This is a genomic window from Peribacillus sp. FSL E2-0218, assembly GCF_037992945.1.
GTDB classification, from domain to species: domain Bacteria; phylum Bacillota; class Bacilli; order Bacillales; family DSM-1321; genus Peribacillus; species Peribacillus simplex_B.
The window spans coordinates 1,994,599-2,007,532 of sequence record NZ_CP150304.1; the positions used below are offsets into that span (position 1 = coordinate 1,994,599).

Below are 12,934 nucleotides of genomic sequence, written 5' to 3' on the forward strand. Positions count from 1 at the left end.
CTTACTAGGAGTAGGACGGAAACAAATTGAGCTGAACATTACATTATCGATACGATCAAAAAGGTTCAGAATATCTCTTTAAAGGATTTAACCTCCCTATCCAGCTGGGTAGAGGCGCTTTCCACTTCTTTAAACGCCATGACAACCTGCTCGTTGAATGTCTGGTTATTTATGATACCCTCTTCTGATTGCGCGGTTACTTTACTAATTTTAGCTATTTCCGCCGTAATGCCTTCTACATGGGAATTGACTTCCTGAATCGAGTCTTGAACCCGGTTTGAAAGCTTTCTGACTTCACCTGCCACTACATTGAACCCTCTCCCATGTTCTCCGGCACGAGCGGCTTCTATTGCAGCATTCAATGCAAGGAGATTGGTTTGGGTAGCTATTTCACGGATCGTCTTTACAATGCTCCTAATCGATTGGGCTTGGAGTTTCAGAGATTCGAGGATTTCCATATTCTCTTTTGATCCAGCCACAAGCTTACTGGTTGCAACGGACGCTTCCTGACTTCTTGTGAAGCCAAGTTCAGCTTTTTCATGCAGTTCCTCGGACATTTTCTGCAGTCGTAATGCCACATCCCTCGCATTCGTTTCTCTTTCTGTAATGTCCGTTGCTATTTTTACTACGGCACAAACCTTTCCGATATGATCGAGGACAGGCGTATATGTAGCCTCCAACCATATTTCCTGTCCTGATTTCGTGATGCGTTTTATTTTTTCCTGAAAGCTTTTTCCGTTGCGTAGATTTCTCCAAAATTGCTCATAAGCGATACTTGTTACAAAGTCCTCTGTGCAAAATCTTTTATGATGGAGACCTGGCATTTCATCCACTCTGTATCCCATCGTTTTAGCAAAATTTTCATTCGCCCAAAGTACGTGCCCGTCTTTATCGAATTCAATCATGGAAAGTGATCTTTCGATGGCGGCTAATACAGCGCTTTCTTCCAACAATTGTGTACTTTTGAGATTTTTCATTTTTAACATCGTTGCAAACCTGCCTTTATAAGAATGTTTTGTGTCGTTGACAAACAATTGACATGCAAAAAGAAGGGGAATACTGTTTGACAGGAATGTGAAGGCTTACATACTAAGCACCCCATATCCGTTGCCATTCGAAAAAAGTAACCATTCGTTAGTTTATCGTACTGATTTCAAGGGATATTAACAATTTTAGGTGTTCTGTGCATTGAAATTTTATTTTCATGCACATCAATGCCTTATATGTGCCATAGGTTAAGAGGGCACGAATTTTACTTTATTAAAATAATAATGTATTATGTGTATAAAGTGGATAATGTTTATCCTCTTTATACAGGAGTACAAAATTTTCATACTAGAAAAACATAGAGGAGTTGATGTTGATTGCATATGAAGACAGGGGTCGAGCAATCCGTTTATGCCATGTTGCTGCTTAATTTTCTCCCCGAAAAAGCTGTATTGTCTGGAGACGTGATCAGTCAGCAATTAGGGGGATCAGCAACTTATTTCCAAAAGATATTAAGGAAATTAGTCAGTGCTGATCTGCTGACCTCCGTTCCCGGTATAAAAGGGGGGTTTAAATTAAAAAAACGTCCTGAAGATATACGTATATATGACGTTTATCTTGCAGTAGAAGGGAAGCAGTCCCTATATTCATCAAGTGGCATTTTTCATGACATGCTTAATTTGAAGGAGAAGGATATTTGCTTGCTGTCAGATTTGATGGAAGAGGCGGAGACATCGTGGAAAACCATTCTCAAACGTGAAACCATCGCATCTCTGACTGAAGAAATAAACAAAAAATGTCCTAAGGAAAATTTGCAAATGTTAAAAAAAGTGGTGAATGAAAAAATGGTTTTATAGAGGTTAAGCATTATATCATCGTGATGAGGAGATTATGGAAATGAAAAATTTAGAGAAATATTTTGATTTATTCGATCAATCAAGAACAAGTGAAAAAGCTATGGAAGAATTGGTGTCATTATTTTCGGACGATATTGTTTTCATCCTAAATGGTCATGAAAAAAAGGGAATGGAAAACTGGAAGTTGTTCGTTAAGATGGTATTCCAAGAAAATAGTGATATTAAACATATGTTTGAAGGATGGAGAAAAGTGGAAGGAACCGATCTTTTTGAAACACCGTGGGCGGTGTGTGGCAAACGGTCATCGGGAACGGTATTCACGCAAACTGGCAAAGATATAGCTCGATTGAATGATGATGGCAAAATCAGTTATTTAGAAAATATTCCGGACAACACGGACATGTTTGCCAATTATAAAAATTGACAAACACAACATCCATGCTTGGTTAAAATGTGAGGGGCTACTGATATGAGTCAGTAGCTTACATAATAGTAGAGGCAGGTTATATATGCTGCCGATGAACACTCAAAATGAAATAAGGCTCCTTGAAGAGAGTTGAAATTAGCACGCTTCATCGATCTAGGAATGTAAAAGAGACTTTAGGAAATCCACGTGTTCCCGGTCTTTATCAAGAATTTTATGGACCAGGCCAAGACTTTCTTCATCAAGCTTATCCCTTACGAGGTCCTCGGACATTCTAATCCCATAAATATTTTCACCTTTGATGGCATGTTTGATGATTTCCTCATCAGTGTGGTTCCTTTCGAATAAATTTCCGATTGCGCCTTCAACCTTTCCAATCATTCCTTCACTCGTTACAGGTGTTCCGCCCAAATGTTGAATTCGCTCAGAAATGATGGCTGCATGGTTTTTTTGGTCTTTCTGAATGGAAATGAATGAATCTTTCAATGAAGTTTGTTGCAGTTTTTTTATAAAGTGTTCATAGCTATGTACGCCCATGTATATCCCTTGTAAAAATTTATTCAGCGTCTCAATCGTTTGGTTTTGTTTTTCCACTTTATCACTCCTTTACATAATAATCTTAGCATTCCATTTACAGGAATAATTATTTGGCCCATCTGCATTTTTTTCCTGGATTATTCTTGGGGTAAAAAGGATATTTAAAGTGTAGGTTTCATGAGGGTCATAAGCCGAGAAAGACGTTGTTGCCTATAGCCCCGGGTGGGGCGGAACGTAAACGAGAGCATTAAGGCCTGTCGTTTTTATAGTCAATCCCTTGTTTGACAAGGGATTGAATAAGACAGTAAGCCATGCAACCAATGGAAAGACCATTCAACCTTTACGTTTCGGTTTTTTGCTGCTTTTTACCGTTCGTGTAAATCTGAAAATTCCTCAAGTTCGGATGCTGGATCGAATTTCTCCTTGCTCATGGCAATTGCGGCCACAAGCGCGAGGACGGATGGGATGATTGCCCATGCAAACGTATGAACGAGTGATGAGGACAATGCCTCTGTCATTTTATCCAAGATTTCGGGTGGAATCTTTTCACGAGTTTCAGGAGTCAAGATTTTACTAGGATCCCCTAATTGTAAACCATCCTGCCCAGTACCGCCGCTGCTGAACATGGAGGTTAATTTATTTGTAAACAGATGGCTTTGGATTATGCCGAATATGGTAATGCCCAATGCCATTCCCAGTTCACGCGTAAAACTGAGCGTTGAGCTGGCAGATCCGCGCTGCTTTGAGGTAAACCCATGGATTGCTGCATTACTTAAGACAGAGAAGGAAGATCCTATTCCGAGACCGATTAAAATCATAAAAATCGTGACGGTGAAGCGAGTGGAATCGGTTGTTAATGTCGTGAGCAATGAGATTCCTGCGACGAGAAGCGCTAAAGTCGCTATCATGATGGTCCGGTAAGTAAACTTGGACAATAAGAAACCGCCGCCTGCAGCTGTAATGACAGACCCTACCATCATGGGAAGAAGGACAAGGCCTGAATTCGTAGCAGAACCGCCAAATACCCCTTGTATAAAGATCGGAATGTAGACAGAGGCCGTAATGAAAGCTGCACCGCTGAATATGGCCATTACATTACTAGTTGAATAGAGGCGATTTTTGAACATCCCAAAGGTAATGATAGGTTCCTCTGCCCGTCGTTCGACCAAGATAAAAACAATCATAAGCAGGGCAAAGGCAAAGAATAAACCAAAAATCATACTGGAGTTCCATGCATATTCCTTTCCTCCAAGTTCCAGGGCAAACATCAAACAAAGAATGGAAGCGACAAGTGTTGACGCGCCAAGATAGTCGATTTTCTGCTTGGAATGCTCGACGGACTCTTTGGAGAAAAACGAAATCATGATGAATGCAATCAGCCCTATTGGTAAATTGATGTAAAAAATCCACGACCAATGGATATAATCCGTAATATATGCACCTAGAAGCGGACCGAAAATACTGGAAATACCGTACGCGGCACCAAATAAACCGCCTATTTTGCCTCGTTTCTCCGGAGAAACCACATCAAACATGATCGTGAAGGCAATGGGCACGAGAGCACCGCCGCCGATACCTTGGATTGCCCGGTAAATGCTTAGCTGAATGATCGAATCTGCTGTACCGCATAATGCAGAACCAATCATGAAAACAATGAGGCCGAAGATAAAGAAACGCTTTCGTCCATACATATCCGATAATTTGCCGAAAATCGGCATACCAGCCATTTCTGCCACCATATAGGCAGAAGTCACCCACATTAATTTGTCAAAGCCCCCTAAATCTCCTACGATCGTTCCAATTGCCGTAGCCACTATGGTGTTATCCATTGAGGCCATCAGGGTTGCCAGCAGCAACGCCACTATGATGACCCCCACCTTATTTTTCTTTTCCATCTCTTATGATTCCTCCAATTCACCCAACAAAAATTTTTCTGAATAAAATATATGTGCTATGCAAAATTGCTTGACCAGGACCGTATATGGTGCTGGTCTTCAGGGAGAAATGGGTGATTCCGCCGCTTGAAATTGTTTTTGCAAATTCGGGATCATGCTCCTTTCCATCAAGTAAAGGCAATGCCATCAAATGAAATTAAAATTGTTCGAGATTCTTGATTATAAAATATCTTTGTTATCAAGATAAATATATATTAAAAGGATGTATGAGTTTTGTCAAACTCTAATTAGTCAAAGAGTCCGCCACTAGTTGCGATAAAAAATCGTTCCGAAACGATAATCCTTTCCATTCGTAATAAAATTATGATGTACAAAAAAAGCCCTCCGATGAAGGACGGCCACGAAATAATCTAAAGAAAATGAAGTCATCAATATTTTTACTTGTTGCCCTTACATTCATGAAACAAGGCTTAATGGAAAATGATTATGTGTATGTTACCTTCATCTCCTGTAAGTAGGGGGACCTTCTTTAATATCATTATCCACTAATATTAAAACTTTCCCGGCTTTAATACCAGTCTCGTATCTTTCCGCGGCTCTTTCCGAAATGCCCAATCCAATCAAGGTACCAGCCAATCCACCGGTTCCTGCCCCTACCGCCACTCCAGCCAGTGCAGATACAATCGGTCCAGCGGCAAGCAGGGGTCCGATTCCTGGAATGGCCAATGCACCCGCACCGGCAAGCAGACCTGCCGCCCCGCCAATAACTCCCCCTGTGGCGGCACCTGTAGCTAATCCTTCTTCGGCTTTCGTACCCGTTTTTCTTTCAATCACTTTTGTTTCCTTGCGATCTTTTGCAACAATGGATATTTCATCACGTTTATACCCTTGTATCAAAAGCTCTTCTACCACTTTTACTGCTTCTTCACCGTTTTCATATATTCCAACCACTTGCTTACTCATTACACATCCTCCTTTAATTTTCAACTATTGTTCCCCTCATCATATGAAGCCTGTATGGGTTATATTCGTTACGCTAAAATGACAGATGAAAGAGATTAGCGATTACACGATGGAAACAATCCCTCTTCCTTGAAAGTTTCCAGTCTATGCTATCCGTACAGTATGTGTCTAGAGGACGGGAAATGGGGTATGGATAATAAAACGAATACCTAAAATAGAAGAGAAGAGTTTGATAACATAATCAGATATGATTGTTGCGAACGAATACATATCCACACGATTGAACAAGAGGAGCTTGATTAGATGACACATATAAAGGGCATTGATGTATCGCATTGGCAGGGTGCAATCCAGTGGGGAAAGGTTGCAAAGGATGGAGTTCAGTTTGTTTTCATCAAAGCAACGGAGGGAACGAATTATTCTAAGCTTTCCTATTTTAAGGAAAATGCCCCCAAAGCTTTGGCGGCGGGTTTGAAGGTGGGGGCTTATCACTATGCCAAATTTTCCAATGTGGCAGAAGCAAGGACTGAGGCCGCCTACTTTTTGGATGCGATTTGTTCCATTGCTTTAAATTATCCTCTGGTGCTTGACCTTGAAGAGAATAAAAAAGCGACAGGAAAACATGCACTGACGGATGCGGCCATTGCTTTTCTGGAAGCAGTGGAACGAGCCGGGCATGCTGCCATGCTTTATACGGGAAAATCCTTTCTTGAAAATGCGTTGGATGAATCAAGGTTGGCTAATTATCCCTTGTGGATTGCCCGCTACAACAGCATTCTGGGACGGAGCGCAGACATTTGGCAGCATTCCGATTCAGGAAAAGTGGATGGTATCGGGACGAAGGTGGATTTAAATATTGCCTATCGAGATTTTTCCAAGACTATAAATGCCTTTAAGGCACCCGCTAGGTCGAGTGAATACGAAGAACCATCCTCCATATACATCGTAAAGGGAGGCGACACGCTTAGCAGGATTGCCAAAAAATATGAAACGACCGTATCGTCGTTAGTCGGTCTTAACGGGATTGAAGATCCAAACAAAATTTATATCGGTCAAAAATTATGGATTAAGTGACTGGAACTTAGTGTAAGCATAAAGGAATATAGTATAGAGTTGCCGAGTATCGTGACAGGAGAGTTTGAATAAGAAATCCGCTTCAATGGGACAATATTTAGTGAAGAAAAAGCCGGAATGACTTTTATCCTTCGATCGAATTGGGATCTAAGACAGGGTAGCTTTCTTATAGGTTTATGAATGAATCACTTAGGGGGCTAATATGGAACTTACTTTATTAGTGGAGTATGGATGGGTGTTAATTATTTTAATATTTTTAGAAGGTTTATTATCTGCTGATAATGCATTGGTATTAGCCATCATGTCAAAGCATTTGCCAGAGGGGCAGCAAAAAAAAGCGATTAATATCGGATTGCTTTTAGCTTTTATATTTAGGATTGGTGCCATTTTCATCATTTCGTACCTTTTCCACGTTTGGCAAGTTCAAGCGATCGGTGCAGCGTATTTGATTTTCATTTCTTTAAAACATTTACTGAAAAGGGATCATGAGGAAAATGATAAAAAAGGGAAAAGCTACCGCATGACCGTTGCGCAAATAGCATTGGCCGATATCGCCTTTGCCGTTGATTCGATTTTAGCGGCAGTCGCTCTTGTTTTGGCGTTGCCGGATACGCCGATGGGGAATATCGGTGGCATGGATGGAGCTAAATTCATCGTGATCCTGCTAGGTGCGATAGCGGGCTTGATTGTCATCCGCTTTGCAGCAGGTTACTTCGTTAAGATATTGACGGAGCGCCCGAGTCTCGAGACTGCAGCCATGTTACTTGTCGGCTGGGTTGGGGTCAAGTTACTTATGCATACCCTCGCGCATCCATCCGTGCACATCATTTCACACGAGTTTGTAGAGGGCCCCATCTGGAATATAATCTTTTGGTCAGTCATGCTTCTTATCGCCTTGGGTGGCTGGTTTTTGTCTAAAGAAAAAACGGCAAAAAATGATGAAGAATAATATCCTGACCAATAGATCCGTTCAGTTTCATTAAGAAGTTCATGGTCAGTGCTTGGAAGGATCAATGGCATTTGGTTTGGAGTAAAGACCGATTTGAATATTTCGGTCTTTTTTTGTTGGAAAGTGCAGGAGGCAGGAAGCGGTTTTTGAGCTTGGCTCCATTATTTGATAATGGGGGACCGGTTTTTAGCCTTGAATATGGTCATTAAGCTGCTCGCTTACTCCCTTATCGGATGCTCGATTGTTATGTCTCCCTGCAAGCAATTCACAATGTCTGTTATTTGTTTCATGCATCTTTAAAATAAATGATAATAAACTAAAGGGTGGTGCATTACTTCAATAGCAGGGGTTGCTGCGGCAGCCTTTTTCTTATGGAATGGATGGGGCATGTTAGTTCAACAAAATCCTGATTCAATTCCAAAAATTATGATGATTTGATTCGAGCTAATTTCTTCTGAATCCAAATTTAGTATGATACAGTAAATATTAGAAATTTATAGATACCATAAACGAGGTGGGACGAGAAATGATAAAAGGTCTTTACGAAGCACATTTACCTGTAAGTAATCTTGAAAACTCCATGAAATTTTATGGAAAATTGGATTTGGAAATTGCCTATCAGAGTGAAAAAGTAGTTTTCTTCTGGCTTGAGAAAGGCAAAAGTTGGCTTGGTCTATGGGAAGCAAACCAAGTGGGAATTCCGTATCATCCTTCCATACGACATGTAGCTTTACGAATGGATATGGAGGACATGACATCAGCAAAAGCTTGGTTGAATAGTAAGGGTATCAAGATTCGTACAGCCTTTGACTTAACCGAAGAACACCAACCTTTAGTTCTTGATAACAATCCACAGGCTCACGCAGCTATTTATTTTAACGACCCAGACGGAAATTCGCTTGAGTTGATTGCTCCTTTGAGATTGGATTTTGAACAATCCCTTGGAGAGATCTCATTGGAGGATTGGTATAGACGAAATGCTGATCCGAGCTAATTCAGTTCCGCTTCAGATGTAAAAGGGGGTGCTGTGGCAATCCTGATCCTTCTAGACAAACGGGTGCTTTAGCTGAAGACAGCTCTTTTTATGGGGCAGGGTGGCTCCGCAATAAAAAAGTGATTTAACATTACAATAGAAAGACCAGGGGGTTCAGTATGTTCTTACATAAAATAGATGAGGAGTTATCATTGAAGCTGTTGGAAGCAAATGATGCAGAAAGAGTTTTCGAAATAACTAATAAATCCAGAGAATATCTGCGAGAATGGCTTCCTTGGTTGGATCATACAAAAGAACTTGAAGATACAAAAGGGTTCATTCAGGTTTGTTTAAGAGATTTTGCTGAAAACAAGAGCGTCAATACAGGTATTATGCATAAGGAACAAATTGTTGGCGTTGCAGGTTATAACCAATTAAATTGGTCAAATAAAACGGCATATATGGGTTATTGGCTCGGAGAAGAATATCAAGGAAATGGAATGATGACAAGGGTGGCTAAGGCATTGACTGATTATGCATTCAAAGAATTGAAACTGGATAAAGTGGAGGTTAGGGTTGCCTTGGAGAATCAGAAAAGCAGGGGGATTCCTGAAAGGTTAGGTTTTGTTAATGAAGGTTGTATCAGACAAGCAGAATGGCTGTATACCCATTATGTTGACCATATCGTTTACGGTATGTTAGCCAAGGATTGGAGCATGTAGTCATCCCTTAATGGAACTAAAGGGTGTGTTAACTGAAGGAAGCTGTCTTTAAGGCAGCTATTTTCTTATGGAACTAAAAAGAGGCAGGTTAGTATAAAAGCAAATGGGTGGTTACCTGAGGTGAATTCATGTAATCTACAAAAGTATGTTTTTTTTCCAATCGTAAAGGAGGTCCATAATTGAATTTAACAAATAGAAAACATTCAACAATTGTTGCCCTGTTGCTTGCGGGTACGTTTATTGCGCTCTTGAATCAAACCTTAATGATTACCGCGATTCCACCTGTAATGAAGGAAATGGATATTACAGCCAATAGTGCACAGTGGCTAACTACCGTTTTTATGCTGGTTAATGGGATTATGATTCCTGTGAGCGCGTTTTTACTGGAGCGCTTTACCACCAGGCAGCTCTTCCTTTCAGCCATGGGGATTTTTGCTATTGGTACCTTGGTTGCGGGGCTAGCCCCTAGTTTTGGGATGCTGCTTCTAGGACGGATCATTCAGTCGAGCGGTGCCGGTATCATGCTCCCTTTAATGCAAACAGTCTTCCTCATGATTTTCCCGGTTCAAAAACGGGGTGCGGCTATGGGGTTGGTTGGGCTGGTCATTTCCTTCGCCCCTGCTATTGGTCCCGCTTTATCGGGCTGGGTTACGGAGACCTACTCTTGGAGGGTATTATTCTTTATCATTCTTCCAGTTGCTATTATTGATATCATCGTTGCGTACTTCGCTTTAAAAAATGTAACAGAAGTTACACGACCAAAAGTGGATGTGCTCTCTATTGTTTTATCTTCCATGGGTTTCGGTGGATTATTGTATGGATTCACAGCGGCAGGTAATTATGGCTGGACAGACGGGAGTACGATCATATCCCTAGGCATTGGAACGATTTCACTTGTTTGGTTTATCAAAAGGCAATTGAGATTGAAGCATCCAATGCTGGAGTTCCGAGTGTTCACGTATTCATTATTTCCGTATGCTATCATTATTGGAGCCATTACATTTATGGGGCTGATAGGAGCCGAAACACTCATCCCGCTATTTATGCAAAATATGCGCGGATTTACTGCGTTTGAAGCTGGGTTAGCTATACTCCCTGGAGCCCTCATTACCGGATTACTGTCCCCATTCATTGGACGTATTTTTGATCGGATTGGGGCGAGGTGGTTGGTTATGGGTGGATTACTCATCATAACCGCTTCCTCCTTTACTTATATGGATGTTGGTCCTTCGACAAGCTTCACATTTATTATGGTCGTGTATAGCATTCGGATGTTCGGATTGGCCATGGTTATGATGCCTGTTTCAACGGCAGCCTTAAACCAGCTTCCTAAACGGTTAATTGCTCATGGTGCAGCTATGGATAATACGATGAAAATGATTGCCGCTTCTGTAGGTACAGCGATACTTGTAACTGTTATGACAACAGCTACCGAAAATGCTCAAGCGCGTCCCGAGATCATACATCCTGATATGTATGGCGCGCAAATCTCATTTATTGTCATCGCTGTACTTTCACTGATTAGCCTCCTCATTTCTTTTAAAATAACGGATCAAAAACCAGCAGGAAAAGAGTTCAGAGAAAGAGAAGAATTAAAGAATTGAATCGCGTCACATTCCATTGTCATGCATATCCAGGGACGCTAATAAAGAGGGGAACAAGTCATCCATGATTTGTTCTCCCTCTTTATCTTTTTTTCTTTTTATAAAAAAGTACACATGAAAATTAGAATGGATTTCCAATTGGAATCTTTAATCCGCCATATAATCGGTTCTGAATTCTGCGAATACTTCTGTGAAAAGGACCAGTTTCTTCTATATTGTACTGGAGAATTTGGAAGAATCCACGCATTTCATTCGCATTATAAAAGGGGAGGAAGGAGACCGAATATCCAATTTATTGATTGGAAACTTTATCGATGTATGATGAAGAATAATGTCCTGAACATATAGCTCCGTACAGTTTCAATAAGAAAATCAGGATCATCGCTTGGATGTGTCAATATCATTGGTTTGGAGCAAAGACCGTTTTGAAAATTCCGGTCTTTTTTTTATTGGATAGTGCAGAAAGCGGGAAGCGGTTTCCGAGCTTCCCCCATTGTTTGAAAATGGGGGGGCTTTATTTCCGATAGATGTGCAGCAGCTTTCATAAATCATTTGTATTATTTCAGGAGACCATTGCGAAATCCATGAACCACGACTTGAGTTCGGTTTTTAGCCTTGAACTTCGTCATTAAGCTGCTCACGTAGTCCCTTATCGTATGCTCGCTTAATTGCAATAAATCGGCCATTTTCTTATTGTTATGTCCCTCTGCAAGCAAGTTCAAAATCATGGACTCCCGTTCGGTCAATTGGAGGTCTGTATCCTGTATCACCTCATCATCCTTCCTGGATAAATATAAACCTAGCCTTTTTCCAACCTGCTCGAGCAATAGGAGATCTTCTTTCACATAATCGAATTCCACCCCTATTTGATCGAATGTCAGCCAACCGAACACTTGCCGATCATGAAAGATCGGTACAAAAATGACGGAGGACAGGTTGAATAACCTTATATGCTCCTCTTTGATGTAAGGATGCGGATCCTTTAGAAATACAGGCTTTTTCGAATTGAAAACCAAGGACTGCTTTGCGCTTAGCTGGCCTCTCATGCTTTGTACCTTTGGAAGTTCCAACCCGATGGTGCCGTGGAATTGGTTGGACCAAGGGATATAAGCATAAAAAACACATCTTTTATAATGAAAGAACTCTTCGCATTTTTTTAGGATATGGGCAAAATCCTTGACGCCTGCTGAGTGGATTAAAAGTTCATCCAATTGGTCCAGTAAGCGCAGCCTGATAAGTTCAGCATTTTCCTGCCCGGTTTTGGAATATTGCTTTGGCTTGTCAGCATTCCATTTGTTAAAGCTATGGATAAGCTGGGAGTAAATCGAAAATAGATACATTAAGATGGAGATGGTATGGGTATGTTTCAGATTGACCATCAAGGTAACGATGGCTTTTTCAAAGATTAGCCGAAACATGCTGAAATGATTCGCATTTATCATCGATAAATGCGATTGCAGCCACGTGTCGATATGGTTTTCATGAGAATCCTTGATGTCTTCGATGCTTTGAGAGGATAAAAAGAGTAAGAATGAATCCAATAATGTTTGGATCGTGATTCGTTCAGGTTCATTGATGAATGGCTCCAGGTTCAAGTATATATTTATATTCTCTTCAATCTGCTTATTATGGCTTTTTATGAATAACACGAATTGTTGAAACGTTATCTCTTCATAAGGATGGATGGATTGGGTCATGGGAAGTTCTTCTCCTCAATAACTGAATACCCCTATAAAAAGGGGGGGATATCTTCTTATTATACAGCATTTTATAGGATAGTATTTCAGAATATGAGGAGTAAAATATAGATATGGACATACAAGGAAGTTTATTAAAGGAAGCTTATTAATGGTCATAACCCTTTCATTGAAAGGGTTATCGCGGCTTTCATTGCTTGTATACGATTCATCGCCAAGGGAAACCTCTAGGGAAGAGGATTCCAGATTTTT

General features: G+C 40.7%; 12 protein-coding genes. 7 read left to right on the top strand and 5 right to left on the bottom strand.

The window, feature by feature from the left end; translation table 11 throughout:
* Positions 1-65: 65 nt before the first annotated feature.
* Positions 66-986: a methyl-accepting chemotaxis protein gene (locus MHI53_RS09630; protein WP_061141771.1), complete on the bottom strand. Its 921-nt coding sequence runs from the start codon at positions 984-986 to the stop codon at positions 66-68.
* Between the two features lie 378 nt (positions 987-1,364).
* Between MHI53_RS09630 and MHI53_RS09635 the strand changes: the two genes are divergently transcribed.
* Positions 1,365-1,844 carry an Rrf2 family transcriptional regulator gene (locus MHI53_RS09635; protein WP_100530394.1) on the top strand — a complete coding sequence of 160 codons (480 nt, stop codon included), beginning with the start codon at positions 1,365-1,367 and terminating at the stop codon, positions 1,842-1,844.
* Between the two features lie 40 nt (positions 1,845-1,884).
* Complete coding sequence (locus MHI53_RS09640; RefSeq protein WP_340373330.1) at positions 1,885-2,268, top strand: nuclear transport factor 2 family protein; 384 nt, start codon at positions 1,885-1,887, stop codon at positions 2,266-2,268.
* 156 nt (positions 2,269-2,424) lie between these two features.
* Here MHI53_RS09640 and MHI53_RS09645 read toward each other — a convergent pair whose 3' ends face one another.
* The 3 genes from MHI53_RS09645 to MHI53_RS09655 all read right to left on the bottom strand — a co-directional run bounded on the left by MHI53_RS09645 (position 2,425) and on the right by MHI53_RS09655 (position 5,663).
* Entirely contained in the window at positions 2,425-2,862 is a 438-nt protein-coding gene (locus MHI53_RS09645) for a DUF2383 domain-containing protein (RefSeq protein ID WP_061141768.1), read from the bottom strand.
* A 308-nt stretch (positions 2,863-3,170) separates the two neighbouring features.
* Positions 3,171-4,700: an MDR family MFS transporter gene (locus MHI53_RS09650; protein ID WP_340373331.1), complete on the bottom strand. Its 1,530-nt coding sequence runs from the start codon at positions 4,698-4,700 to the stop codon at positions 3,171-3,173.
* 501 nt (positions 4,701-5,201) lie between these two features.
* Entirely contained in the window at positions 5,202-5,663 is a 462-nt protein-coding gene (locus MHI53_RS09655; protein ID WP_061141766.1) for a general stress protein, read from the bottom strand.
* Positions 5,664-5,966: 303 nt separating this feature from the next.
* Between MHI53_RS09655 and MHI53_RS09660 the strand changes: the two genes are divergently transcribed.
* The 5 genes from MHI53_RS09660 to MHI53_RS09680 all read left to right on the top strand — a co-directional run bounded on the left by MHI53_RS09660 (position 5,967) and on the right by MHI53_RS09680 (position 10,985).
* Entirely contained in the window at positions 5,967-6,737 is a 771-nt protein-coding gene (locus tag MHI53_RS09660) for a GH25 family lysozyme (protein ID WP_061141765.1), read from the top strand.
* Positions 6,738-6,939: 202 nt separating this feature from the next.
* Positions 6,940-7,686 carry a TerC family protein gene (locus MHI53_RS09665; RefSeq protein ID WP_340373332.1) on the top strand — a complete coding sequence of 249 codons (747 nt, stop codon included), beginning with the start codon at positions 6,940-6,942 and terminating at the stop codon, positions 7,684-7,686.
* Positions 7,687-8,212: 526 nt separating this feature from the next.
* Positions 8,213-8,680, top strand: coding sequence for a VOC family protein (locus MHI53_RS09670; protein WP_340373333.1), 468 nt, complete (start codon positions 8,213-8,215; stop codon positions 8,678-8,680).
* Between the two features lie 158 nt (positions 8,681-8,838).
* The gene (locus MHI53_RS09675; RefSeq protein ID WP_340373334.1) at positions 8,839-9,381 is read left to right on the top strand and encodes a GNAT family protein; all 543 of its coding nucleotides are present in this window, start codon (positions 8,839-8,841) and stop codon (positions 9,379-9,381) included.
* Between the two features lie 179 nt (positions 9,382-9,560).
* Entirely contained in the window at positions 9,561-10,985 is a 1,425-nt protein-coding gene (locus tag MHI53_RS09680) for a DHA2 family efflux MFS transporter permease subunit (RefSeq protein WP_061141762.1), read from the top strand.
* A 557-nt stretch (positions 10,986-11,542) separates the two neighbouring features.
* Here MHI53_RS09680 and MHI53_RS09685 read toward each other — a convergent pair.
* Complete coding sequence (locus MHI53_RS09685; RefSeq protein ID WP_340373335.1) at positions 11,543-12,682, bottom strand: LuxR C-terminal-related transcriptional regulator; 1,140 nt, start codon at positions 12,680-12,682, stop codon at positions 11,543-11,545.
* Positions 12,683-12,934 lie beyond the last annotated feature (252 nt).

Excerpts from the sequence above, each read along its gene's own strand:
- MHI53_RS09650 (WP_340373331.1), bottom strand. The coding sequence starts at position 4,700 with ATGGAAAAGAAAAATAAGGTGGGGGTCATCATAGTGGCGTTGCTGCTG.
- MHI53_RS09630 (WP_061141771.1), bottom strand. The coding sequence starts at position 986 with ATGTTAAAAATGAAAAATCTCAAAAGTACACAATTGTTGGAAGAAAGC.
- MHI53_RS09660 (WP_061141765.1), top strand. The coding sequence starts at position 5,967 with ATGACACATATAAAGGGCATTGATGTATCGCATTGGCAGGGTGCAATC.
- MHI53_RS09670 (WP_340373333.1), top strand. The coding sequence starts at position 8,213 with ATGATAAAAGGTCTTTACGAAGCACATTTACCTGTAAGTAATCTTGAA.
- MHI53_RS09640 (WP_340373330.1), top strand. The coding sequence starts at position 1,885 with ATGAAAAATTTAGAGAAATATTTTGATTTATTCGATCAATCAAGAACA.
- MHI53_RS09665 (WP_340373332.1), top strand. The coding sequence starts at position 6,940 with ATGGAACTTACTTTATTAGTGGAGTATGGATGGGTGTTAATTATTTTA.
- MHI53_RS09655 (WP_061141766.1), bottom strand. The coding sequence starts at position 5,663 with ATGAGTAAGCAAGTGGTTGGAATATATGAAAACGGTGAAGAAGCAGTA.
- MHI53_RS09675 (WP_340373334.1), top strand. The coding sequence starts at position 8,839 with ATGTTCTTACATAAAATAGATGAGGAGTTATCATTGAAGCTGTTGGAA.
- MHI53_RS09685 (WP_340373335.1), bottom strand. The coding sequence starts at position 12,682 with ATGACCCAATCCATCCATCCTTATGAAGAGATAACGTTTCAACAATTC.